Source organism: Pseudorhizobium marinum, assembly GCF_000705355.1.
In the GTDB taxonomy this organism is placed as follows: domain Bacteria; phylum Pseudomonadota; class Alphaproteobacteria; order Rhizobiales; family Rhizobiaceae; genus Neorhizobium; species Neorhizobium pelagicum.
This window is the reverse complement of record NZ_JMQK01000005.1, coordinates 46,111-72,644: the sequence shown is the minus strand read 5'-3', so window position 1 is coordinate 72,644 and position 26,534 is coordinate 46,111. Positions and strand designations below refer to the sequence as shown.

Here is a 26,534-nt window from a genome sequence, read left to right as displayed (position 1 = left end):
GTTGGGGCCAAGGCTGTGAACCCCGGAGCAGCAGCGCCCTTGATCCGGCTGCTGACAATTAACCTTGCGCCAATTCGGTGGAAAACGCAAGGTTTATCAGGTGTCGAACGGCAGACCATTGGCGTCTGTCACCGCAGCAAGGCAGGCGCCTAAGCGGCGCAGGTCTCGCAAAGGCCGCGGATCTCGATCGTCGTCTTCGCCGGCTTGAAATTGCGCTGCTTGGCCCAGTCGTCGAGCCGGTGATCCACCGCGTGGTCATGGAATTCGACGACATGTCCGCAGCTCTCGCAGATCGCAAAGGCAACCGTGCCATGGCCATGTGCCCCGCAGCAGGCCTTCTCCTGGTGGGCACACGCAACGAAGGCGTTCAGGCTTTCCAGCCTATGGATCATGCCCCGCTCGAGCAGCTTGTCGAGCGCACGGTACACCTGCAGCGGCGCGCGAAACCCGTGGTCACGGAGCTTGTCGAGAATCGTATAGGCACTGAGCGGCCCATCCGAGTGCGACAGCACGTCGAAGACCAGCGTCTGGTTCTTGGTCAAAGCGGGCGCAATCATGGGCGCACTCCTCTGTTGGCGGCCGCCTCGGCCCGGTTCGCCCGACTGCCCGGCAGAAGGCTGAGGATGAACAGCAGCAGCGCGGCGACGACGATGGAGGGGCCGGACGGCGTATCATAATGTAGGGATCCGAACAGTCCTCCGACAACCGCCAGCGCTCCGATCAGCGACGCAAAGACCGCCATCCGCTCCGGACTGGCCGAAAACCGTCGAGCCGTGGCTGCGGGAATGATGAGGAGGGCTGTGATCAGCAGGATGCCGACGATCTTCATGGAGATCGCAATCACGAGCGCCATCAGCAGCATGAACAGAAGCCGCGCACGCTCCGGCTTCAGCCCCTCCGCCTCGGCGATGTCCTCGCTGACGGTGGAGGCGACGAGCGGGCGCCAGAGCCAGACCACGGCGGCGAGGACGACGATGCCACCACCCCAGATCAGCGCTATGTCTTCGCGCGTCACCGCCAGGATATCGCCGAACAGGAAGGCCATGAGGTCGATCCGCACCCAGCTCATGAAGGCGACGAGAACAAGCCCGATCGCCAGCGTCGAATGCGACAGAATGCCGAGAAGCGCATCCGCAGAGAGCGCCTGGCGCCGCTGCAGGAACAGGAGAAGCAGCGAGACCGCCACCGCCACCGCAAACACGCTGAGCAGCAGGTTGAGATCGAAGAGCAGCGAGATGGCAACGCCAAGCAGCGCCGAATGCGCCATCGTATCGCCAAAATAGGCCATCCGCCGCCAGACGACGAAACACCCGAGGGGGCCAGTCGTCAGTGCAACGCCGATGCCGGCGACCATGGCGCGGACGAAGAAGTCGTCAAGCATGGCGGTTCCCCTCCCCGGCTGGCGTGGCATGGTCGTGGCCATGGTGGTCGTGACCGTGATGGTCGTGTTCCTGATGATGATCGTGGGCGTGATGCCCGTCGCCGGGATGGCAATGATCTGTGATCGATCCGTCGCCGTGCAACACCCGCCCGTCATCGAGATGGGTATGGTCGTGGCGGTGGCTGTAGACCGCAAGCCCCCGGGCATTGCCGCCGAACAGGCGCTGGTAGTCCTCGCTGCGGCTGACGGCCTCGGGCGTACCGCGGCAGCAGACATGGCCGTTCAGGCAGATGACGGTATCCGTGCCGGCCATGACCATGTGCAGATCGTGCGAGATCAGCAGGATGCCGCATCCCGTGGTCTTGCGGATGTCGCGGATGAGATCGTAGAGCGCCGTCTCGCCGGCGAAATCCACGCCCTGCACCGGCTCGTCGAGCACCAGCAGATCGGGCTTGCGGGCGATCGCCCGGGCAAGAAGCGCCCGCTGGAATTCGCCACCGGAGAGATGGCGCACCTCCGCCTCGACGAGATGGGCAATGCCGGTCGCCGAAAGCGCATCCGTCAGATCATCGTCGGCAAGACGGCCGGTCAGGCGCATCAACCGGCGCACCGTCAGCGGCATGGTCCAGTCGATGGAGAGCTTCTGGGGAACATAGCCGATGCGCAGATCCTCGGCGCGCTGGACCGTGCCCTCGTCGGCACGCAGGACGCCGGTGACGAGCTTGGCCGTCGTCGACTTGCCGGCGCCGTTCGGGCCGATCAGCGTCAGGATCTCGCCGCGGCCGATGGAGAGATCGACGCCACGCACGAGCCAGCGCCCGCTGCGGCGGATCCCGGCCTGCCGGAGTTCAACGAGTTGATTTCGGCCCTGCGGACCGGCCCTGGTATCCATCAGCATCTTTTTCTGCAGCCCTGTTGCCTGAGGCTATGACACACGTTATAGCATTACGCAATTGATGTAATAACATTACAGTCTCAGGCAAGCCTCACAGCAAGGACGCAGCGATGAAAACCCCGGCCCTCCTCCTGGCATCTTCCATCCTTTTCGGCCCAACGGCCGCATCGGCCGCCCCTGACGTGGTCGTCTCGATCAAGCCGATCCATTCGCTGGTCGCCGCCGTCATGCAGGGCGTCGGCGAGCCGACATTGATCGTCGAGGGGGCGGCCTCGCCGCACACCTTCACCATGAAGCCGTCCAATGCCCGCGCCGTCGAGGGCGCAGATCTGGTCTTCTGGATGGGCCCCGGCATGGAAGCCTTCCTGGAGAAGCCGCTGCAGGCCCTCGCATCGGACGCCACGGTCGTCGAGCTTGACGATGTAGACGGCCTGACCAAGCTGCCCTTCCGCGAGGGCGGCGCCTTCGACGCCCATGACCATGGCGATGAGGGGCATGAGCACGAAGAGCATGCCGAGGGCGACGACCATGCGCATGACGAGACGGCGGAGGCCGGCGAAGACCATCACCACGATCACGACGCGTTCGACACGCACCTGTGGCTGGACCCGACGAACGCCAAGGCGATGGCGTCCGCGATCGAGAAGGCGCTGGTCGACGCCGATCCGGACAATGCCGCGACCTATGCGTCCAACCTTGAAACCTTGAACACAAGGATCGACGCGCTCGACAAGGAGATCGCCGAGACGGTGGCGCCGGTCAAGGACAAGCCCTTCGTCGTCTTCCACGACGCCTATCAGTATTTCGAGGCACATTATGGCGTGCGTGTCGCTGGCTCGGTGACCGTCAGCCCGGAAGCCATTCCGGGCGCCGAACGGGTGCAGGAAATCCATGAGAAGGTAAAGGAACTAGGCGCGGCCTGCGTGTTCGCCGAGCCGCAGTTCGAGCCGAAACTGATACAGGTGGTCACCGAAGGCACGAACGCCCGCTCCGGCACGCTCGACCCGGAAGGGGCGACGCTGACCGAGGGCCCGGACCTCTATTTCGACCTGATGCGCTCGATCGCGGCGAGCCTCAGGGACTGCCTGTCAGGCGCTTGAGGCAAGTGGCAGACTGACTGATCGAAAGGGCGGCGCGTGCCGCCCTTCTTTTTATCCACGTCATCGCGCGGCGATGATGCGCGAAATGATCCCCGAGGTAATGCCGATCAGCAGGAAATCATTGTCGACCTTGACCCAGCGGTACCCACGCGGCGGTTCGGACAGCCGGTAACGGTGATAGTCCCTGACATAGAGCAGGTGGCGGCGTTCGGCGGCGGACAGCCTGTGCCCCCTGTTCCACCGGTGCTTCTTGACCACGACCTTCTTCTCGACCTTGACCTGCCGCTCGACGTGGCGGCTGCGATCGGAATATCGGTGACCGTCCCGCGCCTGAGCCATCGGAGCGGCCAGAACCGTGGCCGCGAGCATGAGTGCAACAAGCTTCTTCATGGTCATTCCTCGTGTTGTCGACGAGGATGAGGCTAGGCTCCGCCGACGAATGCCAGCTGAAATTCTAGATCACACTTATATAGTGACCACAGCGTTTTATGCAGCAGCGCTAATGTAGAACATCAGGATTCAATGTGCTCATAGACGAAGCGGCTGAAGTCGGCCGGATGGGCGCGTCCAGACGTGTCGAAGGCAAGCATGCCGGCAAAGGCACCGGTGAACGAGCCGTGCTCGCCCCGCCCACCCTCATCCGAGATGACGCCCGCATCGAGCACCGGACCGAGCCGCTGCCAGCCGCCACCAGATGCAGGGCGCCATAAGAACTGCAGATCATTCTCCCTGATCTCCATCGCCAGGTCGACCGCTCCGTCTGGCACCGCGACGCCGCTGTCGACCGGAAAGACCATCCGGCCATGGGGGAAATCACCGGCGCAGGAGAAGATCGTGACGACGCGGCCGAGCTTTTCGTGAAGCGTCACCACCAGGGCATGAAACTTGTGCCGGTTGTAGTAATGGGTAAGGCCCGCCACCTGCTGGTAAGTGTCGGGAGAAAAGTCGATCGTCGTTTCGGCGCGGAAGGAATGATGCTCCTGCCGCCGCGCGACAAGCGCCTGCTCGAACCATGAGCCGATACTTTCGCGGCCGTAGAGACGCAGGTGGCCCGGCCGCTCCGAGAGGCTGAAGATCCGCTCCGGCTTTGGCGTGCGCAGCCACTGGAACTCGGTCGGCAGCAGACCCGGTTCGAAGCGGGTCTCGATGCGCGCGGGTTGTTCGAGCACGTCGACATCGGTCGGTGCCGGAACCTCGACGTCCGGCACGACGCCGCCCTGGGCGAGATAGAGCCAGCCGTCGTCCTTCCAGACGCATTTCTGCAGCGCCGTTTCCCGACCGAGCGTACAGCGGCGCTTCGGCGGCATCGGACGGCCGCAGAGGTGCGTATGATAGGCTTGGCCGTCAGGCGTCTCGACATACTGCCCATGCCCTGCCCTCTGCAGCATCGCCTCGGGTGCGTCCTTGGACGTGATGAGATGCATGTTCGGATGCATCTCATAGGGACCGTCTGTCGCGCGCGAGCGGGCCATGGTGACGGCGTGGTCGTAGCCGGTACCGCCCTCGGCCGTCGTCAGGTAGTACCAGCCGTTCCGCTTGAAGAGATGCGGCCCCTCGACCAGTCCGAGCGGGCTGCCGGCGAAGATGTTCTTGATCGGACCCTTCAGCGACTTCGTCTCCGGATCCCATTCCTGCAGCAGGATACCGTCGAAGGCCGGGCTCTTCGGCGCGCCGCCATAGCTCTCGGTGCGGTGGTTCCACTGCATGTTGACGAACCACTTGCGGCCGTCTTCGTCGTGGAAGAGCGATGGGTCGAAACCGGAGGAGTTCACGTAGATGGGATCGGACCAGTCGCCCTCGATGGTGGGCGACGTGACGATGTAGTTGTGGGCGTCCTTGAAGTTGCCGTCGTAGCGCTTGACGTCCGTATAAACGAGCCAGAACAGGCCGTCGGCATAGGACAGGCATGGCGCCCAGATGCCGCAGCTGTCGGGGTTGCCGCGCATGTCGAGCTGGCTTTGCCGCTCCAGCGGCCGGCGCACCAGCGTCCAGTTGACCAGATCCTTGGAGTGATGGATCTGCACCCCCGGGTACCATTCGAAGGTGGAGGTGGCGATATAGTAGTCGTCGCCCACACGGCAGATCGACGGATCGGGATTAAACCCCGGCAGGATCGGGTTGCGGATCATGGTGTCACTCCTCCAAAGTCGAATATCTGCAAATGTCCCTCATCCGCCTGCCGGCACCGTCTCCCCATCAAAAATGGGGAGAAGGACAACCGCGGTACCGTCTCCATCCGATCGACGCTCCGGCAGGGCACGTACCCTCGCCCCGCCTGCGGGAAGCGGGTTGGGGTGAGGGGCAGCTCTCGCTGTCAATCAGCGGGACGGCCCCTCGCGCTCGGCCGACGCCGCCCAGAGATTGATGTCGGCGTCCCTGGCGAAGCTGTCGATTTCCGCCAGTTCCTCCGCCGTGAAATCGGGCTTCTCCAGTGCCTTGACGCAATCCTCGACCTGCTCCGGCCGGCTGGCGCCGATCAGGGCGGTGGTCACCCGGCCGCCGCGTAGCGCCCAGGCAATCGCCATCTGCGCCAGCGTCTGCCCGCGCCGTTCGGCGATGGCGTTGAGCGAGCGCAGGTTCTCGATGTTGCGGTCGTTGAGGAAGGCCGGGCGCAGCGACTTGCCCTGGGCGGCCCGGCTGTCGTCCGGAATTCCCCCCAGATATTTGGAGGTCAGCATGCCTTGGGCGAGCGGCGAGAAGACGATCGAGCCGATGCCGAGATCCTCCAGCGTGTCGAGGAGCCCGTCCTCCTCCACCCAGCGGTTGATCATCGAATAGCTCGGCTGGTGGATCAGGATCGGCGTGCCGAGGTCCTTCAGGATCGCCATGGCCTCGCGGGTGCGCTTCGAATTGTAGGACGAGATTCCGACGTAAAGCGCCTTGCCTGACCGCACGATCTGGTCGAGCGCGCCACAGGTCTCCTCAAGCGGCGTGTCGGGGTCGAAGCGATGCGAATAGAAGATGTCGACATAGTCGAGACCCATGCGCTTCAGGCTCTGGTCGCAGGACGAAACCAGATACTTGCGGCTGCCCCATTCGCCATACGGGCCCGGCCACATGTTGTAGCCGGCCTTGGATGAAATGATCAGCTCGTCGCGATATCCGGCAAAATCGGTGCGCAGGATCTCGCCGAAGGCGGTTTCCGCGCTGCCGGCCGGCGGACCATAGTTGTTGGCGAGGTCGAAATGGGTGATCCCGAGGTCAAAGGCCTTGCGGCAGATCGCCTGCTTGCGCTCATGCGGCGTGTCATGGCCGAAATTGTGCCACAGCCCCAGCGAGATTGCCGGGAGCTTCAGGCCGGAATGGCCGCAGCGGTTGTATTTCATGGTGGAATAACGGTCGTCTGCCGGTTGCCAGGCCATGATATCCTCCTGTCTTTGGAAATGCGACGCGGGCGCGAGCGGCCCGCATCGCATACATAGCCGATCAGCGCAGCAAGGCCAGCGCCTCGTCGATCCCGAGCGGGTCCGGCTGGGTGCAGGTCGTCGTCATGTCGATGAAACGCCCCTCCTCCCCGGACTTCAGGATCGAGGTCAGCACGTCGATGCCGTGCAGCGAGCGGTCGAGCGAGCAGCGCGGATCGCGCTTCTCGATCAGCGCCATGGCCATGTCGGCAAGACCGGCCGCCCGGTAGTTGGCGCGCGGACCGTTCGGGTGTTCCTGGTTCGCCTTCGAGAACGGATGATCCCATTCGGGCAGCGGCTTGATGTCCTTGTCCCGCCCCGACGCTTCCACGAGACCGCCAAAGAAGTTCGGATCCGGCACATAGAGAGACCCTTCCGTGCCGTAGAGCTCCATGTTGGCATGGCGGTGCGACCAGACATCCCAGCTCGCCGACATGGTGATCGTGGCACCGTTTGCGAATTCCAGGAGGGCGTGGATGTTGGTCGGTGTCTCCACCGGGATCGTCTGGCCGGCGAGCGGCTCGCTGGTGATGGTCCGGGTGGCGCTGGCCATAGAGGTCAACGCCCCGACGCGCTTCACCGGGCCGATCAGGTTGATCAGGTTGGCGACATAATAGGGCCCGAGATCGAGGATCGGGCCGCCGCCCTTGAGGAAGAAGAAGCCCGGATTGGGGTGCCACATCTCCATCCCCGCACTCATCACGTGGCAGGTACCGGAGGTAATGCGTCCGACGCCGCCCTCATCGACATATTTGCGCGCCAGCTGGTGGGCGCCGCCGAGGAAGGTGTCGGGAGCGCAGCCGATCGCCAGGTTCTTCGCCTTCGCGATCCGCCGCAACTCCTCGCCCTCCTCGAGCGACAGCACCAGCGGCTTTTCCGAATAGACGTGCTTGCCGGCTTCCAGGATGGCCTTGGAGACCAGGAAATGCGCGTCGGGGATGGTCAGGTTGACGATGACGTCGAGTTTGTCATTGGCAAGCAGTTCCTCGATCGACTGCGCCTTCACGCCGTATTCCTTCGCGCGCAGTTCGGCTGCACTGCGGTTCAGGTCGGCGCAGGCCAAAATCCTGAAGCCGTTGAACAGCGGCCCCAGCGCCAGATAGGTGATTGAAATATTGCCGCATCCGATGATGCCGACACCGAGTTCCTTGGCCATGCGAGGCTCCGATCAGAGTTTTCAGTAGGTCTTGAAGGCCGCGATCGAACGCGCGATCAACCGTTCGAGATCGTTGGGATTGTCGTGTTCAACGACGTAGTGCTTCGTCTGCGTCTTGCTGCGCAGCGCCGCCATCAGCCGCTTCCAGTCGACGGTGCCGTGACCGACGTCGGCCCATCCGTCCTCGTCGGCGTTTTCACCGGCTGGGGCGATGTCCTTGACGTGGACGGCGGTGATGCGGTCGCCGTAGCGGTCGATCCAGGCCATCGGATCGGCACCGCCGCGGATGACCCAGGCGATGTCGGCCTCCCAGGCGAGATCAGGCCCGCCTTCGAGGATCTGCTCCTGCGCGGTCGTGCCGTCTTCCAGCGTCTTGAACTCGAAGTCGTGGTTGTGCCAGCCGAAGGTGTAGCCGGCATCCTGGTAGCGCTTGCCGGCTTCGGAAAGGCGCTTGCCGAAAGCGCGCCAGCCGGCGGCGTCCGTCGGCCGCAGATCGGCCACCAGATGCGGGCAGTAGATCGCCTCAAGCCCAAGCGTCTTTGCGATCAACAGAGCCTGTTCCGGCTCCTTTTCCAGAAGGTCGAGGCCGAAATGGCCGGTCGGCATGGTCAGCCCGTTGGCGTCGAGATCGGCCTTCATCGCCTTCAGCTGGCTCTCGTCGAATGTCGCATAAAGGGCGCCATAGCCCTCCACCTCCGCATAGCCCGCCTTGCCGAGTGCGGCGAGTGTATCGGCGAGCGGCGGGAAATTGCGGGCGCTATAGAGCTGGAAACCGAGTTTTGTCATGTCATCCTCCTGGGCTGGCGGCCCGTCTGCTGAAAGGTCAATCTGCCGACTGGCAGGAATAGAGGTCGTAGATGCGGAATACGGGGCCTGCGGCACTCGGCGCCGAGGGCGTGAAGGTGATCCGGCGGCTTTCGCCGGCGGTAAGGTCGAAGGCGTTGTCGGAATAGCGGCCGGGCGTATCGCTCTCGACCATCACGAAGAGGGCGAGGCCTGACGCCTGCACCAAGAGGTCGATCGCGCCATCACCGGCCGGTGACACGGAGACCTCCAGGCCCGACGGCGTGAGATCGAGCGCCTTGTAGGTGCCATGCACATAGTGCCCCTCGCCGCCCATCCCGTTCGTCGCCGTGAAGCTCCAGAACAGAATCGCATCCGGCGGAAGGTCGGCCGCAGACAGGGTGACCGCCGTCACGGCCGCATCCGGGGAAGAGAAGGCATCGACGCTCTTCAGCGGCGTGCGGATACCGTCAAGCGAGGCCGTCGAGAGGTTGATCGTCACGTTGACGGCATCCCTTGTGTCGTTGACGAGCGAAATACGGATTTCCGCACCGTCCTCCGACGGAATGGCGGCCACCGCCACCGGCTGGAAGAAGCGCCGGGCGACATAGTGCAACACCTTCCAGCCGCCGCCATAGTCGAGGCTCGACCACGAAGCGACCGGCCAGGTGTCGTTGAGCTGCCAGTAGAGCGTGCCCATGCAGTGGGGCTTCAGGGACCGCCAGTAGTCCACCGCCGTACGGATCGCCAATGCCTGCTGAACCTGGCTGAGATAGACGAAGTTGGCAAAATCCTTCGGGAACCGGAAATACCGGAACATGGTCGCAGCGATCCGCTCGTTGCCGCCGGCGTTCTTCTGGTGGTGCTCCATCACCGGCGAGGCGATGTTCAAGTCCTTCGGATCGGCATAGGTCTGGATGACCGGCAGCGAGGTATAGGACTGAAAGCCGAACTCCGAGCAGAAGCGGGGGCGGACGGAGCGGTAGTTGTCGAAGCTCCTGTTCTCGTGCCAGACGGACCAGTAGTGCATGTCGCCGGAGCCGTCGGCATGCCAGGCGTCGCCATAGTCGAGATAGCCGGAGGCCGGGCTGGACGGCCACCAGATCGCGTCCGGCGCCGCCTTTCGGAGCGCCTGCTCGATCGTGCGGTTGAGACGGTCGTAGGAGACCAGATAGCGGTCGCGGTTCCCGATCGATTCCTTGAACCAGGTCAGCGCACCGACCAACTCGTTATCGCCGCACCAGAGCACGATCGACGGATGCGTGATCAGCCGGCGAACCTGGTAGTCCACCTCCTCTGCCACATCGTCCAGGAAATCCGGCGTCGACGGATAAAGGTTGCAGGCGAACTGGAAGTCCTGCCAGACCATCAGCCCGAGCCGGTCGCAGAGGTCGTAGAACCAGTCGGCTTCGTAGAAGCCGCCGCCCCAGACGCGGATCATGTTCATGTTGGCATCGACGGCCGACTGCAGCAGGTCCTGCGTCTTCTCCGGGCTGGTGAGCGAGAAGAGAGCATCCGCCGGTATCCAGTTGGCACCGCGGCAGAAGATCTCCCGGCCGTTGATGCGGAAGGCGAAACGGCTGCCCGCCTCGTCCGGATCGGTGAGCAGTTCGACCGTGCGCAGGCCGATCTGGCGCGCCACCGTTTCGCCCGGGATGTCGACAGTCAGCCGATAGAGGTGCTGGTCGCCGCTGCCCGCCGGCCACCAGAGCCGTGGCTCGTCGATCTCGAAGACATGATGGACCTTTGTCTCGCCGGCCGCGACGCCGCAGTCGAGCCTGATCCGATCACCATCCAGATCGAAGTGCACAGGCACGATCGTCGGTTCTTCGGCGTAAAGGGTCAGCGCCACATGCAGCTCGACCCTGCCGTCGACATGTCTCTGGCTGGTGACCACATGCTCGATGCGCGCCGGGTCGAGGCGCTTCAGCGCAATCTCGCCGTAGAGGCCGAGGGGAGCGATCGCGATGTTCCAGTCCCAGCCGAAATGGCATTGCGGCTTGCGCAGCATGTTGCCGTTCGGGATCGGCGAGTTGCCGGGGTGATAGGGAACATAGAAGGGCTGCCGCGCCTGGCGCTCGGCGCCGGCGGCAATGCTTGAATGAAAATGGATGCGAATCGTATTTTCGCCCGTCTGCAATGCCGCCGAGACATCCGGTCTGAAGCGCCGGAAGCAGTTGTCGGCCGAAAGCACCGGAACATCGTTGATGAAGACGATGGCGACGGTGTCGAGATAAGTGATGTCCAGATACCACCTGCCATCTGGATCATCGACGACGAACTGCCGCTCGACGACCCAGTCGCGCTCGGCGACCCACTGCACCTGTTCCTCGTTACGGCCCTCATAGGGATCCGGGATCAGTCCGGCGACCTTCAGGGCCGTGTGCACATCGCCCGGAAGCGGCATGTCGGCCCGATGCACCGCGTCCGCGGACGCGAGGCTCCAGACACCGGAAAGGTCGAGGTTGGAGGATGGCATGGCTGAACTCAGATCCGCTCTTCCGTCTCGGCGTCGAACAGGGACGCCACCGTCATGTCGAAGGACAGCTGCAGCTTGGCGCCGGGCGCGTAGCGTTTCGCCCCGCCGATTCGAACCGACATCGTATGCCCGGCGTGCTTCAGCCAGAGCAGGTTGTCGGCGCCCATCGGCTCCTCGATGTCGACGACCGCATCATGCATCTCGGAACCGACCTGGTGATTGTCGACATGGATGTGTTCGGGGCGCAGCCCCAGCACCACCTTGCGGCCCGGCGTGAGCGGCGAGTCTGCATCGTATCCGTCCAGAGAGAAGGAAACGCCGTGGGTCTGAAACACGGTGCGACCGCCCTCCTCCGCCAGTTCGCCGCGCAGGAAGTTCATCGACGGCGAGCCGATGAAGCCCGCCACGAAGAGGTTCACCGGCCGGTTGTAGATCGTCATCGGCTCGTCGAGCTGCTGGATCTCGCCGCTCTTCATGATGGCGATCCGGTCGGCCAGCGTCAGCGCCTCGATCTGGTCGTGGGTTACGTAGATCATGGTGTTCTTCAGCGCGTGGTGCAGCCGCTTGATTTCGACGCGCAGCTCCGAGCGCAGCTTGGCGTCGAGGTTGGAGAGCGGCTCGTCGAACAGGAAGACGTCGACGTCGCGCACCAGCGCCCGGCCGATCGCCACGCGCTGCCGCTGGCCGCCGGAAAGTTCCGCCGGCTTGCGCTTCAGCAGCGGCTCGATCTGCAGGATCTCGGAGGCGCGCGCGATGCGCCGGTCGATGTCCTCCTTCGGCACCTTGGCGACGCGCAGCCCGAACGAGAGGTTCTTCTCGACCGTCATCTGCGGGTAGAGGGCGTAGGACTGGAATACCATGCCGATGCCGCGGTCCTTCGGCTCCTCCCAGGTGACATTCTTGCCCTTGATGAAGATCTGCCCGTCGGTTGGCTCCAGCAGGCCGGCGATGCAGTTGAGAAGCGTGGACTTGCCGCAGCCCGAGGAGCCGAGCAGCACGAGGAATTCGCCGTCATGCACTTCGAGATCGAGGTTCTGAAGCACCTTGACCGCGCCGAAGGAGAGGGAGAGGTCACGGATGGAAACGCTGTTGGACATGGATTACCCCTTCACTGCGCCTGCGGCGATGCCGCGGACGAAAAGACGGCCGGAAACGAAATAGACGATCAGGGGAACGGCGCCCGTCAGAAGCGTCGCGGCCATGTTGACATTGTACTCCTTCACGCCCTGGACGGAGTTGACGATGTTGTTGAGCTGCACCGTCATCGGATAGCTGTCGGGCCGTGTGAAGATGACGCCGAACAGGAAGTCGTTCCAGATACCGGTCACCTGCAGGATCATGGCCACCACGAAGATCGGCAGCGCCATGGGCAGCATGATGCGGAAGTAGATCTGCCAGAATCCGGCACCGTCGATGCGCGCCGCCTTGAACAGCTCCACCGGCAGCGAGGCGAAGTAGTTGCGGAAGAGCAGCGTCAGGATCGGCATGCCGAAGATCGTGTGAACGATCACGAGCCCCGTCAGCGTACCGTAGACACCGAGTTCGCGCAGCGCGATGACGACCGGATAGATCATCACCTGGTAGGGAATGAAGGCGCCGATGATCAGGATCGAGAAGAACAGTTCCGAGCCCTTGAAGCGCCAGTTGGCCAGCGAATACCCGCTGACGGAGGCCACGAAGATCGACACGACGACGGAGGGCACGAGGATTCGCACGGAATTCCAGAACCCGCGCGACAGCCCGTCGCAGTTGAGCCCGGTGCAGGCCTCTCCCCAGGCTTTGACCCAGGGTTCGAAGGTGATCTCCATCGGCGGCGAAAAGATATTGCCCATGCGGATTTCAGGCATGCCCTTGAGCGACGTGACGACCATCACGTAGAGCGGCACCAGGTAGTAGAGTGCGGCGACGAACAGCGTGCCGTAAAGGATGATGTTGCGGCGCGACAGCGCCCGCTTCGGCCGGCGACCGCGGGGGCCGGAGACATCGGCGGCAACGGCGTCGAAGCCCGCGGCGGTGGTGTTGAGTGTCGAGATGTTAGCCACGCTTCTTGCCTCCGAACTCTAGATAGGCCCAGGGAATGATGATGATCGCCACGGTCAGCAGCATCATCGTCGAGGCGGCAAACCCCTGCCCGAGGTTCTGGGCCTGGAACATGTAGTCGTAGACGTATTTGGCAGGCACTTCCGAAGCATTGCCGGGACCGCCGCTGGTCTGGGCAACAACCAGGTCGTAGACCTTGACGATGCCGCTCGCGATGATCACCAGCGTCGTGATGAAGACCGGCCGCATCATCGGGATGACGATGAAGAGATAGGTGCGCCACATCGGGATGCCGTCGACGCGCGACGCCTTCCAGATGTCCTCGTCGATGCCGCGCAGGCCGGCGAGCATCAGACACATCACGAGCCCCGTACCTTGCCACAGGCCGGCTATGAGGATGCCGTAGATGACGATGTCGGGATTGTAGAGCGGATCGAAGGTGAAGCTCTCCCAGCCGAGCGAACGGACGATGCCCTGGACGCCGAACTCGGGATTGAGGATCCACTGCCAGACGAGGCCGGTGACGATGAAGGATAGCGCAAACGGGTAGAGGAAGATCGTCCGGAACGCACTCTCGAAACGGATTTTCTGGTCCATCAGCGCCGCCAGCATGAACCCGATCAACAGGCTGAAGATCAGCGACAGGATCCCGTAGATCGCCAGGTTCTGGATCGAGATGATCCAGCGCGACGTGCTCCAGAGCCGCTCGTACTGGTCGAGTCCCACGAAGGACATCCGCGGCAGAAGCTTGGAATTCGTGAACGAGTAGATGATCGTCCAGATCGAGCCTCCGAAGAAGATTCCGACGGCGATCAGGATCATCGGAATGGAGGCAATCTTGGAATTCAGATTGCGGAAAAGCTGGTTAGGGCGTTTGGCAGGCGCGTGACCTGTCATTGTCGTGTCCTCCTCGAGCGCGACATCGCTGGACCGCAGGCAGGCGGACCGGATGCCTGCCGGCGGGATTTTAACGTGAAAGAGCGGTGGGCCGGCCGACACCGCGAACAGTGCCGGCCGGATGCGGCCGCTTGGGATCAGTCAGCTGAGGAGATGATGTCGGCAAGCCGCTCCTGGGCAGCTTCCGGGCTCATCGACGTGCTGGCGAAGAATTCCGTGAGGAGATCCTCCTTCTGCTTCTGGCTGTCGGCCGAGAGCAGCTGATCGGTGCTGGTCAGGGCATTGCCCTGCGCCACGATCTCCAGACCCTTCTTCATGCAGTCGTTGGCGGCAGCCAGATCGACGTCACCCCGGACGGGCAGCGAGCCCTTCTTGAGGTTGAATGCGACCTGCGTTGCAGGATCGAGCATGCTCTGCGCCAGGACATCCTGCGCCTTGGACTTTTCCTCGTCGTCGAGAACGGGGAAGTAGAAGGCATCGCCGCCGGTGGTGATATAGGGGCTGACGCCGAGACCCGGCAGGCAGCTGTAATCCTCGCCGGCAACCTGGCCGGCGATCTGGAATTCGCCCTGCGCCCAGTCACCCATGACCTGACCGCCGGCCTTGCCGGTGATCACCATGTTGGTGGCCTGGTTCCAGTCCTGGACATTGCTGCCGGCCGCCATGTCGCGCGCCTGGGCCGCAGCCTCGAAGACCTTTGCCATTTCCGGTCCGGCCGCCACGTCGGCGTCCTTGTCGACGTAGACGGACTGATAGACCTCCTTGCCGCCGAGAGACAGGACGAGCGTGTCGAACAGGCCGCCGGCCTGCCAGGCCTGGCCGCCGAGCGCGAGCGGCTGGATCCCTGCCTCCTTCAGCTTGGGAGCAGCCGCGACGAACTCGTTCCAGTCCTTCGGCACGGGGACGCCCGCCTGTTCGAAGGCAGCATTCGAGAGCCAGAGCCACTGCCAGGAGTGGATGTTGACCGGGACGCAATAGATCTTGCCGTCGAGGGTGCAACTGTCGAGCAGGCTCGCAGGCTTGATCACCTCTTTCCAGTTGCCCTCTTCGGCAACTGCCGTCAGATCGCGCATCAGGCCGGCTTCCACCAGTTCCTGCGCCTGACGGCCGTGGTTGAACTGGGTGGCGGCCATCGGATCACCACCGGTGATGCGGCTGATCATGATCGGGCGGGCTGTGCTGCCGGCGCCGGCGATAGCACCGTCGATCCATTTGTTGCCGGTTGCGTCGAACGCCTTGGCGAGTTCGGCGACCGCAGCAGCCTCCCCGCCGGACGTCCACCAATGCGTCACCTCCAGATCCGTTGCCTGTGCGGCACCGATTGGCAGCACGACGGTAGCCGCCAAAGCGGCTGCAAATGCACGAGTAAACATGAGTCTCCTCCCTCACTGAAACGTTTCCGTAAAAAGCTAGGCCAAAGCTTTCCCTCACGCAACAGCAGTGGGTGTAAAAATTTCGGGAGACAGGAAAATACAATCTGAAGTCGCTAAAGAAGAAGACCACTAAGGACGGTCAAGATCTGCTCATACCCCTTAATGGCAGTCTATTCAGCAATTTTATGGGTATCGACATCTCGCAAGCGCAAAAAAAGATGCTGCGTCTGCGTTGTGCAACTCCAGGGAAATGCTGGCACCGGGAAGTCGGAGAATTCGCTCGACATTTCCACTGCATCGTTTCAGTTTACAGCCTTGCGGCGCTGATCGACGGGTGAATGCACAGTGTATTCAAGTGCTGGAAAAATCTCTATAGATCCACGCCTTACTCGGATGGTGGTGGCAGGCAATGGACGATAGCACGACGAAGAGGACCGCAACTGCGCCGAGAGCGGCGCAGGAGCGACCGACTCTCAAGACGATCGCCTATATGACCGGGCTGGGGATCACCACCGTGTCACGGGCGCTGAAGGACGCGCCGGACATCGGCGCTGACACCAAGGAGCGTGTCCGCCTTATCGCCAATCAGCTTGGCTACCAGCCGAACCGCGCCGGCGTGCGCCTCAGAACCGGCAAGACCAATGTCATCGCCCTCGTCCTCAGCATCGAAGAAGAACTGATGGGCTTCACCAGCCAGCTGGTGTTCGGGATCTCGGAAGTGCTGGCCGGCACGCAGTATCATCTCGTGCTGACGCCGCACTCACACCAGAAGGACCCGATGGTGCCGGTGAAGTATATCCTCGATACTGGCTCCGCCGACGGCGTCATCATCTCCCGCATCGCGCCCGATGATCCGCGCATCCGCCTGATGACCGAACGAAACATGCCGTTCGCCGCACATGGTCGCAGCGACATGGGCATCGCCCACCCCTATCATGACTATGACAATGAGGCCTTCGCCTATCAGGCCGTGGAGAAGCTTGCCGGCAAGGGCCGCAAACGCATCGCGCTCCTGCCGCCGCCAAATGCCCTGTCATTCTATCTGCATAGCCGTAACGGCTTCGAGCGCGCCTTGAACGATTATGGATTGACGGAGGTCGCCATGGGACGGGTGACGACCGAGACGTCCCTTGGGGACATCCGCGCTCACGCAGAAGCGATGATGCGCTCCGCCAGTGCACCGGACGGGATCATCTCTCTGAGCGGCAGTTCGACGATTGCCCTGGTGGCCGGCATCGAGGCCGCCGGCAAGGTGCTTGGGCGCGACGCCGATCTCGTCTCAAAGCAATCGGCGGAGTTCCTGAACTGGATCCGCCCGGAGATCTACACCGTCAACGAGGACGTGCGGCATGCCGGGCGGGAACTCGCCAAGGCAGTGATTGCCCGGATCGACGGCGTCGCGCCGGACCTCCTGCAAAGCATCAGCAAGCCGGCCTGGTCGCCGATGGGCCCGCACGGCTGACACGCCTCCCTTGTTTTAGCAGGACATGAAAAACCCGCCACAAGGGCGGGTTTTTATTATCGTTCCGGCTCAGCCCTGATTGAGGCCGCTGCCCCAGGGGCCGTGCGGCCGGTCAAGGCCATCGACGCGCTCAAAACCATGCGCACCGAAGAAATCGCGCTGCGCCTGGATAAGGTTGGCGGTGCCGCGGCCACGACGATAGGCGTCGAAATAGGCCAGTGCCGAGGACAGTGCCGGTGCCGGCAGACCAGAAAGCGCGGCATAGGACACGACCCGACGAAGCGCACCATCTGTCTCCTTGACCATCTGCGAGAAGGCCGGCGTCACGATCAGGTTGGCGACGTCCGGATCCTTCGTGAAGGCCGAGGTGATTTCATCGAGGAAGGCCGAGCGGATGATGCAGCCGGCGCGCCAGATGCGGGCGATCGTTGGCATCGGCAGGTTCCAGCCGAACTCGGTGGAGGCTGCGGACATCACAGCGAAGCCCTGCGCATAGGCGCCGATCTTGGCGGCAAGCAGAGCATTTTCTAGATCGGCAAGGAATGCCGCCCTGTCCTTCGGCGCTTCGGCCAGTGTCGGAAGACCGAGGATGGCTTCGGCCTCTTCACGTTCCTTCTTCTGCGACGACAGGATGCGTCCGGCCACAGCCGCCTCGATGGCCGTTGCCGCCACGCCCATGTTCTGGGCTTCGATGACCGACCACTTGCCGGTGCCCTTCTGGCCGGCGCGATCGACGATCATGTCCACCATCGGGGTGCCGGAGACCGGATCGGTTGCCTTCAGCACCGTCTCCGAAATCTCGATCAGATAGGAGTTGAGACGGCCGGTGTTCCACTTGCCGAAGACTTCGCCGATCTCGGTTGCGCTCATGCCGAGGCCGTCGCGCAGGATGCCATAGATCTCGGCGATCATCTGCATGTCGGCATATTCGATGCCGTTGTGGATGGTCTTGACGAAGTGGCCGGCACCGTTTTCGCCAAGCCAGGCAACGCAAGGCTCATCGCTGAACTTGGCGGAGATCGAGGTCAGCACCTTGTCGACGCGCTTCCAGCTCTCTTCCTTGCCGCCGACCATGATTGAGGGGCCGTGACGGGCACCCTCTTCACCGCCGGAAACACCCATGCCGATGAAGGTGAGCCCGCTGTCCTTCAGGGTATCGAAGCGGCGCATCGTATCGCGAAAATTGGCGTTGCCGGCGTCGATCATGATGTCGCCAGCCGACAGATAGGGCTTCAGCGCCTCCATCTGCTGATCGACCGGGTCGCCAGCCTTGATCATGATGATGATCGGCCGCGGCGGACGGATCGACGCCACGAATTCCTCCAGCGTCTCGCACGGGATGATCTGGCCCTGCAGATCGCCGGCTTCGGCATAGAATTTGCGCGTTGCCTCCGGGCTGCGGTTGAAGACCGCGATCCGGTTGCCTTTTTCGGCAATGTTGAGCGAGAGGTTCGAGCCCATGACGCCGAGCCCGATGAGGCCGATTTCTGCCTGTTCCACGCTTCTGTCTCCATTTGAATTCCGGCCGCTGTTTTGGCACTGCGGACGTCAAACGGCAAGGCTGAAACGGGGAAAAAGCAGCTGGTTGTCAGACAGCTGGATGATCGTCATCCTCCTCGATCGCCCGCCATGCGGCGCCGTCGAGGTCGTCGTACTGGCCGCTCTTCAGCGACCAGAGAAAGGCGAAGAGGCCGAGTGCGCCGAGAGAAAGCGCGATGGGGATCAGATAGACGAGCATGTTCATGCCAGACGTGCCTCCGCCGGAACAGGGCCGGAGTCCGCGACATTCGAAGCAGACACATCCGGCCGCGAAGCGCGGTTGAGGCGCAGGGCATTGGCGACGACGATGATTGACGACGTCGACATGGCGACCGCGGCGATCAGGGGCGTTGCATAGCCCGCAAGCGCGATCGGCACGGCGATGACGTTGTAGCCGATGGCGAGCGCGAAATTCTGGCGGATCAGCCGCCCCGCCTGCCGCGATACGTCGATCGCAAGCGGCACCGCCGAGAGGCTCTCGTGCATGAAGACGAAGTCCGCAGCCTGCCGGCCGACGTCCGCAGCCGTCGCCGGTGCAATCGAGACATGGGCTGCCGCAAGCGCAGGTGCGTCGTTGATCCCGTCACCGACCATCAGCACACGTGCGCCCTGCGCGCTGAAGTCTGCGACGGCATCCACCTTGTCGCGCGGCGCAAGATCCGCCTTCCAGGAAGAGATCCCGAGGCGGCCCGCAAGCGCGCCGACGACCGGTGCGCGGTCACCGGAAAGAATGCCGGTGCGAATCCCTGCACGGTCGAGCGCCCTGATCGCAGCAGATGCGTCCGGCCGCACCGTGTCTTCAAATCGAAAGCAGGCGAGTTCGGCACCGTCGAGTGACAGCACCACTTCCGACGTGGTCCCCGCGCCGGCCGAGGCACCGCAGGCAAAGCGACGGTTGCCGAGCCGATAGAGCCCCTCCTCCGTGTGTGCCTGAAGCCCCTGCCCCGGCAGCTCCTGGATATCGTCGAACCGCGGCAGAGCGTTTCCTGCACTTCGGTAGAGCGCCTGAGACAGCGGATGGCGCGAATGCATGGCGAGACCACCGGCTAGCGACAGATGCCCGGCGCCGATCTCGCGGCCGTTGACCAGCCGGGGGCGGCCGAGCGTCAGCGTCCCGGTCTTGTCGAAGAGCGCCGTGTCGATCTCGGCCAGCCGTTCCATGGCCGAACCGTCCTTGACCATGATGCCATCCTTGAACAGCCGTCCGGCCGCCACGACCTGCACCACCGGCACTGCGAGCCCGAGCGCACAGGGGCAGGTGATGATCAGGACGGCGATCGCGATCAGCATCGCCTGCTTCCAGTCGCCGCCGAACACGCCCCATCCGAGGAAGGCAAACAGTGCCAGAAGATGGACGGCCGGCGAATAGAGCTGCGCCGCACGGTCGGCGATCCGTCGGTAGCGCGCCCGTCCACCCTCGGCCGCTTCCATCAGCGAGATCACCTCAGCCAGGAAGGAATCCTTTGCGCCTGCCGTCGCCTGCACGACCAGCGGGCCGGTGAGGTTCAGCGTACCGCCCTGAACGGGATCGCCGACACCGATGCCGACGGGTGCGCTCTCGCCGTTGACGATGGACAGGTCGAGATCACTCCTGCCGCTTTCCACCATGCCATCGACGGGGACGCGCTCGCCGGCTGCGATGATCAATCGGTCGCCGGGTCGGATCTCCTCCACCGGACGGTAGTCACGCCCACCATCTGCCGTCATCACCATGGCCCCACGCGGCGACAGGCGGGCAAGCCCGCTGATCGCGGCTCGCGCCCGATCGCGCATGACGTGGTCGAGCGTGCGCCCGATCAGGAGGAAGAACAGCAGCGAGACCGTGGCATCGAACCAGACGTGCTCACCGTGGTGCATCGTTTCCCAGAGAGAAACGGCATAGGAGAGCGTGATGGCAAGAGCGATCGGTACATCCATGTTGGTTCGGCCGTGGCGGATGGCGGTCCAGGCGGAGCGATAGAAGAAGCGCCCGGCGTAGACCAGTGCCGGCGCCGCAATCATTGCCGAGATCCAGTGGAAGAGATCGCGGGTCGAGGCCTCGGCCCCGGACCAGACGGAGACGGAGAGCAGCATGATGTTGGCGGCGGCGAATCCGGAGACGGCGACGGCGCGGATCAGGTCGCGCTGCTGCCGGTCTCCGGCCTCCTCGGCGTTCGTGAAGAGATGGGCATCGTAGCCGGTGGCGTCGACGATCGTCTGAACGAGACGGACCGGGTCGGTGACATGGCCGTCGCAACTCTCCTTCCAGACGATGGAAACACGCTTGGTGGACAGGTTCACCCGCGCCCGCTCGACCTCCGGCAGTGCCGTCAGCGCCTTCTCGATCGTCGTGATGCAGGCGCCGCAATGGACGCCGGGAACGCTGAGATCCGTCTGGCGCAGCCCCGGCTCGATCGTTCGGCTGGAGAGTAACAGTTCCTCCGGCGACGGCAGGGCATGGCTCAGCCGCTCAAGCTCCATGGCACCTTCGGTGCCGGGCGCGCAGCAGGTTGTCATCGTGCTGCTCCGCGAACCAGGACCCTTTCGGTATGGTGCAGGATCCGCTCGCCGGCTTGGCTGGCGTCTGCCTCGATGATCCAGGTGCCGGGGAGCACGTCGTGAGCTATCGCGAACAGTCCGCCCCCCAGGGGCGCCAGCGTGACGTCGAAATCCTGATGCTCTCCGACCGGTCGCCGGAAGTGCAGCGTCAGCGTGTCGACCGCGACCGGGTTGCCGAGCGTATGGCTGATCCGGTAGCGGATTTCGCCGCCCTCGATCTCCACCTTGCCCGTCAGCCCCGTCGCCGCAAGCGCCTTCGCCTCGGCCACCTTGCCGTTGAATTCCTGGCTGGCAATATAGGTATTCGGGACGACCAGACCGCTCCAACTGTGGGTCGCCTGCCAGGCCATGTAGAAGTTGACGGAAATGATGGTCCCGAAGAACATCGTCATCACCACCACCATGTGCCAGCCGGTGAAGACAAAGGATTTTGTTCGCATGGATCTCATTTCCTTGCCTCCGGGGCATTGAACGTGGCGCTGTAGGAATCGCGCTCGTGGCTGGAGCGGTCCTGGGCGATGAAGCTGAAGCTTTCGTGCGACTGGTCGATCGCAGCAGCCGGCACGGTCACGAACACCTTCAGTGCCGTCGCCTTGTCCGGATCGACCGACACGGCGAAGGTCCGGTCGTCGTCGCTGACAAGTCCGTTGATCTTCATCGACGCCTGCGGCAGCCCCTCGAGTGACAGCAGGATCGTGCGCGGCTCAGGGATCATGTTCAGAAGCCGGATCGTATAGCCGTTGCGGATCGAGCCATCCGATTCCAGCACATATTGCGGATTGCGGTCATGGATGACGTTGACCTCCAGCCGGTCGCGGCTGAGCAGTGCCACGAGGAGCCCGATACCGACGGCGCTCCAGACCGCCATATACAGCAGGGTGCGGGGCCGCAGGATGATGCGCCAGTTGAAGTGACGGACCTTGTCGGTGAAGGAGCCATCCGCATTGCGCACCCTGTCCGGATTGATCGACGTTGTGCCGTTGTCGGTCGCAAGCGCCATGTTGGCATCATATTCGTTGAGCGTCGCATAATCGATCAGGCCCCGCGGCTTGCCGATCTTGTCCATCACAGCATCGCAGGCATCGATGCACAGGGCGCAGGTGATGCAGGCGAGCTGCTGTCCGTCGCGGATATCGATGCCCATGGGACAGACGGCGACACAGGCATTGCAGTCGACGCAATCGCCCACCGGCTGTCCGGCGGCAGCCGCCTTCTTGGCATGTTTCGACCTCGGCTCGCCGCGCCAGTCGTTGTAGGTGACGACGAGCGAGTTATCGTCCAGCATGGCTGCCTGGATGCGCGGCCATGGGCACATGTAGATGCAGACCTGCTCGCGCATCAGGCCGCCGAAGACATAGGTCGTGGCCGTGAGCACCGCGACGGTGGAATAGGCGACGAAGGCGGCATTGCCGGTCGCAAAATCATAGGCGAGCGTCGGGGCATCGGCAAAGTAGAAGATCCACGCGCCGCCGGTCGCGACCGCGATCAGCAGCCAGATGCCGTGCTTGACGACCCGCTTCCTGATCTTCGCCAAAGTCCAGGGCCCGGCATCGAGTTTCATGCGCGCATTGCGGTCGCCTTCCATCCAGCGTTCAACGACCAGGAACAGGTCGACCCACACCGTCTGGGGACAGGCATAGCCGCACCAGGCACGCCCGACAGCCGACGTCACCAGGAAGAGACCGAAGCCCGCCATCACCAGAAGCCCTGCCACGTAGAAGAATTCCTGTGGCCAGATCTCGATGAAGAAGAAGTAGAAGCGGCGGTTGGCGAGATCGATAAGCACGGCCTGGTCCGGCGCATACGGGCCGCGATCCCACCGTATCCAGGGCGTCAGATAGTAAATGCCGAGGGTAATCAGCATCACCAGCCACTTGAAGCGGCGGAACCGACCTTCAGCCCGCTTCGGGAAGATTTTCTTGCGAGCCTCGTAGAGGCGTTCCGGCGCGGCCTCAGGCTCGCCCGGTCCAGACTTGCGAGCGTCGTTGCTGGCGTTTTCCATGCCGTTTGCGGTGTAGAGATTCATGGGCGCAGATCCACTTCTGTGTCTGCTTTCTCCCATGTGTCGCCGCAAGTCTCCTTGACATAAATCAAGACAGACGGAGGTCCGGCGGCGCTCATTGTCGCATCTCCGAGGCACGCCATGGCAGCAGCAGCCGCTGTCGGCAATGTGCCTCCACCTTCCCAATTGTCAGAGCCGCCCTACCATGAGGGTATCAATGCCGCATGCGGGAGGGCGAAATGTCTGCGATCATCGATTTTCTGAACCTGATCCTTTGGGAATATGTCCTCGTCTACGGGTTGCTCGCCGTCGGCATCTATTTCACGGTCCGGCTGCGGCTCATCCAGTTCCTCCAGTTCGGCGAGATGTTCAGGGTCCTGAAAGGCGGCACCTCCGAGGATGCCGCAGGGATCAGCCCCATCCAGGCCCTGACCGTCAGCCTTGCCTCCCGCGTCGGTACCGGCAATATCGCCGGCGTTGCCGTCGCACTCTACCTCGGCGGTCCGGGAGCCATCTTCTGGATGTGGATGGTGGCGCTGGTCGGCATGGCAACGGCCTATTCCGAAAGTGCCCTGGCGCAACTCTACAAGGTCAAGAATGCGGAGGGCCGGTATCGCGGTGGCCCCGCCTTCTACATCGCCAGAGGCCTGCGCGCGCCCTGGGCGGGAGCCGCCTTCTCGGTTTGCCTGATTCTGTCCTTCGGACTGGTCTTCAACGCGGTGCAGGCAAACTCCATTGCCGATGCCATGGAAGGCGCCTTCGGCCTTCCCAAGTTCGGTGTCGGCATCTTCGTCGCCATCCTCGCCGCCGTTGTGATCTTCGGCGGCATTCGCCAGATCGCGCGGGTGGCGGAACTGGTGGTTCCGCTCATGGCCGGCGCTTATCTGCTGACGACCCTCTACGTGCTGGTCATCAACTGGTCGGAGATCCCGGCCGTCTTCGGCAGCATCTTTGCCGGCGCATTCGGACTGCAGGAGGCAGCCGGAGGTGTGACCGGCGGCGTCATGGCGGCGATGATGAACGGCGTGAAGCGTGGCTTGTTCTCCAACGAAGCCGGCATGGGCTCCGCGCCCAATATCGCCGCCGTTGCCACGCCGGAGCCGCACCACCCATCATCCCAAGGCTTCGTGCAGGCGCTCGGTGTCTTCATCGACACGATTGTCGTCTGCACGGCAACGGCGCTCATGATCCTTCTCTCCAGCGCGCTCGTTCCGGGAAGCGGCCTCACCGGGGCGCAACTGACGCAGGCGGCCCTTCAGGAACACCTCGGAAGCTTCGGATCCTATTTCATTGCAACGGCCATCTTCTTCTTCGCCTTCACCTCGATCATCGGCAACTACTCCTATGCCGAAAACGCGATGACCTTCCTCGGCGCCGGATCGGGTATCGGACTGTTCATCCTGCGCAGCGCGGTCCTGCTGATGGTGGTCTGGGGTGCCTATGAAACGGTGGCCACCGTCTTCAATGCAGCTGATGCCTCGATGGGCCTGATGGCGACCATCAACCTGATCGCAATCGTGTTGCTGTCGGGCACGGTGGCAAAATTGACGTCTGATTATTTCAGACAGCGCCGATCCGGCAAAGAGCCCGTTTTCCAAGCCGCCGATTATCCGGAACTTGCCGGGAAGATCGACAAGGCGATCTGGACACGCGACTGAAATGCATCTGCACCAGGCCGCACCGAATGCGCGGCCTGGTGCTGTTCGAATTCAGGAAAGCCTATTCCCCACCGCCCAGCGAGTGCACATAGACGGCCAGCTGCTTCACCGTCTCGTTGCTCAACCGGGCGCTCCAGGCCGGCATCATGCCATGGCGCGGTTGTTGAACCTGACGGGCGATCTCTGCTTCGCCGTTGACCTTCAGCCAGATCGCATCCGCAAGATTGGGCGCGCCGAACTCCCGGTTGCCCTCCGCGTTTTCTCCATGGCAGGCAGCGCAATTGTCGGCAAAGATCTGCATGCCGGGTTCCACCATGGCCGGATCCCGCGGTGTCCCGCTGAGGCTGACGACATAGGCGGCCACCTGCCGAACCTCCTCCGGCTGCAGAATGTCGGCATAGGCCGGCATTTCGGAGAAGCGGGTATCCCCGTCGACCCGATCACGGACGCCGTGCGCGATCGTGTGGTAGATCGCATTGATGTCGCCGCCCCAGAGCCAGTCGTCATCGTTGAGGTTGGGATAGCCCTGACCGCCCGCAGCTCCAGTGCCATGGCACTGGACGCAGTTGACCCGGAAGGCGGATGCGCCGCCGGCGGTGGCGTATTGCGCAAGCTGCGGATCGGCCAGGATCTCCTCGAGCGATACCTTGGAGACCTTTTCGAGGATCTCGCCCTGCGCGAGCCGCGCGCCGTCCAGTTCGCCGGCGAGCTCGGCACGGCTGGAATAGTTCAGCACGCCCTTCGTTGCCTGCGTTACCATCGGCCAGGCCGGGTAGAGGATCGTGTAGCCGATCGCCCAGACGATCGTGGCATAGAAGGTCCAGACCCACCACCGCGGCATCGGGTTGTTCAGTTCGCGGATGCCGTCCCACTCGTGACCGGTGGTCTCGACGCCGCTGATTTCATCAATATGTTTGTCCGCCATCTCTCAATCCTCCTTCAGAGGGATCTGGGCAGCCTCATTGGCATGAGACTTCGAGCCAGGGCGCAGGGTGAACAGGACGACGCCGAGGAAGAACAGGGTCATGCCAAGCAAGGCCCAGCTGTCGGCGAAATGGCGAAGTGCAGTATAGGCTTCCATTGCGTTCTCCTCAGCGGTAGCCGGCGGCGTCGTCATAGGTCGAGAAATCGACCAGCGTACCGAGCATCTGCAGGTAGGCGACGAGCGCATCCATTTCCGTCAGAGCGGCCGGATTGCCGTCGAAATCGCCGATCTTCGCCTTCGGATATCGACCCTCCACGCCGGAAGTGTCGGCATTCGGGTCCGCCTGCGCCGCGATATCCGCGGCAGCGAATTCCACCATTTCGTCGCTATAGGGAACGCCAACCCTGCGGTTTGCGACAAGCTCCATGCCGACGTTGCGGACCTGCAGCGGCGTCTCCTTCAGGAAGGAGTAGCTGGGCATCACCGATTCCGGCACGACCGAGCGCGGCTCGGTCAGATGCTGCACGTGCCAATCGTTGGAGTAACGGTCGCCGACGCGGGCAAGGTCCGGACCGGTCCGCTTCGACCCCCACTGGAAGGGGTGGTCGTACATGGATTCGGCCGCCAGGCTGTAGTGACCGTAGCGCTCGACCTCGTCGCGGAACGGCCGGATCATCTGGCTGTGGCAGACATAGCAACCCTCGCGGATGTAGATGTTGCGGCCTGCGAGTTCGAGCGGCGAATAGGGCCGCATTCCCTCGACCTTCTCGATCGTGTTCTCCAGGTAGAAGAGCGGCACGATCTCGACGATCCCGCCGACCGCCACCACCAGCAGAGACCCCACCAGCAGCAGCGTGGCATTGCGTTCGATGAACTTGTGTTTGTCCAGAAGAGCCATCTTT

24 protein-coding genes are annotated in these 26,534 nt (G+C 63.2%); 3 read left to right on the top strand and 21 right to left on the bottom strand.

Features of this window, described 5'->3' with window-relative positions:
* Positions 1 to 149: 149 nt before the first annotated feature.
* The 3 genes from EO99_RS0107820 to EO99_RS0107810 are packed head-to-tail and all read right to left on the bottom strand — an operon-like array spanning position 150 to position 2,279.
* Positions 150 to 557 (bottom strand): Fur family transcriptional regulator, encoded by a 408-nt coding sequence (locus tag EO99_RS0107820; RefSeq protein ID WP_029618090.1) that lies wholly within the window; start codon positions 555 to 557, stop codon positions 150 to 152.
* Positions 554 to 1,381 carry a zinc ABC transporter permease subunit ZnuB gene (gene znuB / locus EO99_RS0107815; RefSeq protein WP_029618089.1) on the bottom strand — a complete coding sequence of 276 codons (828 nt, stop codon included), beginning with the start codon at positions 1,379 to 1,381 and terminating at the stop codon, positions 554 to 556. The genes EO99_RS0107820 and znuB overlap by 4 nt, the downstream gene beginning before the upstream one ends.
* Positions 1,374 to 2,279 (bottom strand): ATP-binding cassette domain-containing protein, encoded by a 906-nt coding sequence (locus EO99_RS0107810; RefSeq protein WP_029618088.1) that lies wholly within the window; start codon positions 2,277 to 2,279, stop codon positions 1,374 to 1,376. Before EO99_RS0107810 ends, znuB begins: the two co-directional genes overlap by 8 nt.
* A 107-nt stretch (positions 2,280 to 2,386) precedes the next feature.
* Here EO99_RS0107810 and znuA point away from each other — a divergent pair, with 107 nt between their 5' ends.
* Positions 2,387 to 3,376, top strand: a complete 990-nt coding sequence (gene znuA, locus EO99_RS0107805) for a zinc ABC transporter substrate-binding protein ZnuA (protein WP_029618087.1) — start codon at positions 2,387 to 2,389, stop codon at positions 3,374 to 3,376.
* 60 nt (positions 3,377 to 3,436) lie between these two features.
* Here the strand turns inward: znuA and EO99_RS0107800 are convergent, their stop codons facing one another.
* The 10 genes from EO99_RS0107800 to EO99_RS0107755 form a co-directional block, all read right to left on the bottom strand.
* Positions 3,437 to 3,766 (bottom strand): RcnB family protein, encoded by a 330-nt coding sequence (locus EO99_RS0107800; protein WP_029618086.1) that lies wholly within the window; start codon positions 3,764 to 3,766, stop codon positions 3,437 to 3,439.
* 122 nt (positions 3,767 to 3,888) lie between these two features.
* A complete protein-coding gene (locus EO99_RS0107795) occupies positions 3,889 to 5,505 on the bottom strand; it encodes a glycoside hydrolase family 43 protein (protein WP_029618085.1) in 1,617 nt (538 codons plus the stop codon).
* Positions 5,506 to 5,694: 189 nt separating this feature from the next.
* The gene (gene mgrA / locus EO99_RS0107790) at positions 5,695 to 6,738 is read right to left on the bottom strand and encodes an L-glyceraldehyde 3-phosphate reductase (RefSeq protein WP_029618084.1); all 1,044 of its coding nucleotides are present in this window, start codon (positions 6,736 to 6,738) and stop codon (positions 5,695 to 5,697) included.
* Between the two features lie 64 nt (positions 6,739 to 6,802).
* Entirely contained in the window at positions 6,803 to 7,936 is a 1,134-nt protein-coding gene (locus EO99_RS0107785) for a Gfo/Idh/MocA family protein (RefSeq protein ID WP_029618083.1), read from the bottom strand.
* 21 nt (positions 7,937 to 7,957) lie between these two features.
* Positions 7,958 to 8,722, bottom strand: a complete 765-nt coding sequence (locus EO99_RS0107780) for a sugar phosphate isomerase/epimerase family protein (protein ID WP_029618082.1) — start codon at positions 8,720 to 8,722, stop codon at positions 7,958 to 7,960.
* A 37-nt stretch (positions 8,723 to 8,759) separates the two neighbouring features.
* On the bottom strand, positions 8,760 to 11,198 hold the full coding sequence (locus tag EO99_RS0107775; RefSeq protein WP_029618081.1) for a beta-mannosidase: 2,439 nt from the start codon (positions 11,196 to 11,198) through the stop codon (positions 8,760 to 8,762).
* 8 nt (positions 11,199 to 11,206) lie between these two features.
* Entirely contained in the window at positions 11,207 to 12,295 is a 1,089-nt protein-coding gene (locus tag EO99_RS0107770; protein ID WP_029618080.1) for an ABC transporter ATP-binding protein, read from the bottom strand.
* Between the two features lie 3 nt (positions 12,296 to 12,298).
* A complete protein-coding gene (locus tag EO99_RS0107765) occupies positions 12,299 to 13,240 on the bottom strand; it encodes a carbohydrate ABC transporter permease (RefSeq protein ID WP_029618079.1) in 942 nt (313 codons plus the stop codon).
* Entirely contained in the window at positions 13,233 to 14,135 is a 903-nt protein-coding gene (locus EO99_RS0107760) for a carbohydrate ABC transporter permease (protein WP_029618078.1), read from the bottom strand. The genes EO99_RS0107765 and EO99_RS0107760 overlap by 8 nt, the downstream gene beginning before the upstream one ends.
* 137 nt (positions 14,136 to 14,272) lie before the next feature.
* Positions 14,273 to 15,508 carry an ABC transporter substrate-binding protein gene (locus tag EO99_RS0107755; RefSeq protein ID WP_029618077.1) on the bottom strand — a complete coding sequence of 412 codons (1,236 nt, stop codon included), beginning with the start codon at positions 15,506 to 15,508 and terminating at the stop codon, positions 14,273 to 14,275.
* Positions 15,509 to 15,917: 409 nt separating this feature from the next.
* Here EO99_RS0107755 and EO99_RS0107750 point away from each other — a divergent pair, with 409 nt between their 5' ends.
* Complete coding sequence (locus EO99_RS0107750) at positions 15,918 to 16,970, top strand: LacI family transcriptional regulator (RefSeq protein ID WP_029618076.1); 1,053 nt, start codon at positions 15,918 to 15,920, stop codon at positions 16,968 to 16,970.
* A gap of 69 nt (positions 16,971 to 17,039) precedes the next feature.
* Here the strand turns inward: EO99_RS0107750 and gndA are convergent, their stop codons facing one another.
* From gndA to ccoG, 5 genes are all read right to left on the bottom strand, one after another.
* On the bottom strand, positions 17,040 to 18,470 hold the full coding sequence (gndA, locus tag EO99_RS0107745; protein ID WP_029618075.1) for an NADP-dependent phosphogluconate dehydrogenase: 1,431 nt from the start codon (positions 18,468 to 18,470) through the stop codon (positions 17,040 to 17,042).
* Between the two features lie 88 nt (positions 18,471 to 18,558).
* Positions 18,559 to 18,714, bottom strand: coding sequence for a cbb3-type cytochrome oxidase assembly protein CcoS (gene ccoS / locus EO99_RS26605; RefSeq protein WP_077067052.1), 156 nt, complete (start codon positions 18,712 to 18,714; stop codon positions 18,559 to 18,561).
* The gene (locus EO99_RS0107735; RefSeq protein ID WP_029618074.1) at positions 18,711 to 21,005 is read right to left on the bottom strand and encodes a cation-translocating P-type ATPase; all 2,295 of its coding nucleotides are present in this window, start codon (positions 21,003 to 21,005) and stop codon (positions 18,711 to 18,713) included. Before EO99_RS0107735 ends, ccoS begins: the two co-directional genes overlap by 4 nt.
* Positions 21,002 to 21,496, bottom strand: coding sequence for a FixH family protein (locus EO99_RS0107730; protein ID WP_051679755.1), 495 nt, complete (start codon positions 21,494 to 21,496; stop codon positions 21,002 to 21,004). Before EO99_RS0107730 ends, EO99_RS0107735 begins: the two co-directional genes overlap by 4 nt.
* Positions 21,493 to 23,073, bottom strand: coding sequence for a cytochrome c oxidase accessory protein CcoG (ccoG, locus tag EO99_RS0107725; RefSeq protein WP_029618072.1), 1,581 nt, complete (start codon positions 23,071 to 23,073; stop codon positions 21,493 to 21,495). Before ccoG ends, EO99_RS0107730 begins: the two co-directional genes overlap by 4 nt.
* A 215-nt stretch (positions 23,074 to 23,288) precedes the next feature.
* On the opposite strand from ccoG, the gene EO99_RS0107720 reads away from it, so the two are divergent.
* Positions 23,289 to 24,707: an alanine/glycine:cation symporter family protein gene (locus EO99_RS0107720; protein ID WP_029618071.1), complete on the top strand. Its 1,419-nt coding sequence runs from the start codon at positions 23,289 to 23,291 to the stop codon at positions 24,705 to 24,707.
* 61 nt (positions 24,708 to 24,768) lie between these two features.
* On the opposite strand, the gene ccoP is transcribed toward EO99_RS0107720, so the two are convergent.
* Genes ccoP through ccoO form a run of 3 tightly spaced genes read right to left on the bottom strand, consistent with a single transcriptional unit; the run spans position 24,769 to position 26,530 of the window.
* The gene (gene ccoP / locus EO99_RS0107715; RefSeq protein ID WP_029618070.1) at positions 24,769 to 25,632 is read right to left on the bottom strand and encodes a cytochrome-c oxidase, cbb3-type subunit III; all 864 of its coding nucleotides are present in this window, start codon (positions 25,630 to 25,632) and stop codon (positions 24,769 to 24,771) included.
* A gap of 3 nt (positions 25,633 to 25,635) precedes the next feature.
* Complete coding sequence (locus tag EO99_RS0107710) at positions 25,636 to 25,788, bottom strand: CcoQ/FixQ family Cbb3-type cytochrome c oxidase assembly chaperone (RefSeq protein WP_029618069.1); 153 nt, start codon at positions 25,786 to 25,788, stop codon at positions 25,636 to 25,638.
* A gap of 10 nt (positions 25,789 to 25,798) precedes the next feature.
* Positions 25,799 to 26,530, bottom strand: coding sequence for a cytochrome-c oxidase, cbb3-type subunit II (gene ccoO / locus EO99_RS0107705; RefSeq protein WP_029618068.1), 732 nt, complete (start codon positions 26,528 to 26,530; stop codon positions 25,799 to 25,801).
* Positions 26,531 to 26,534: the final 4 nt, after the last annotated feature.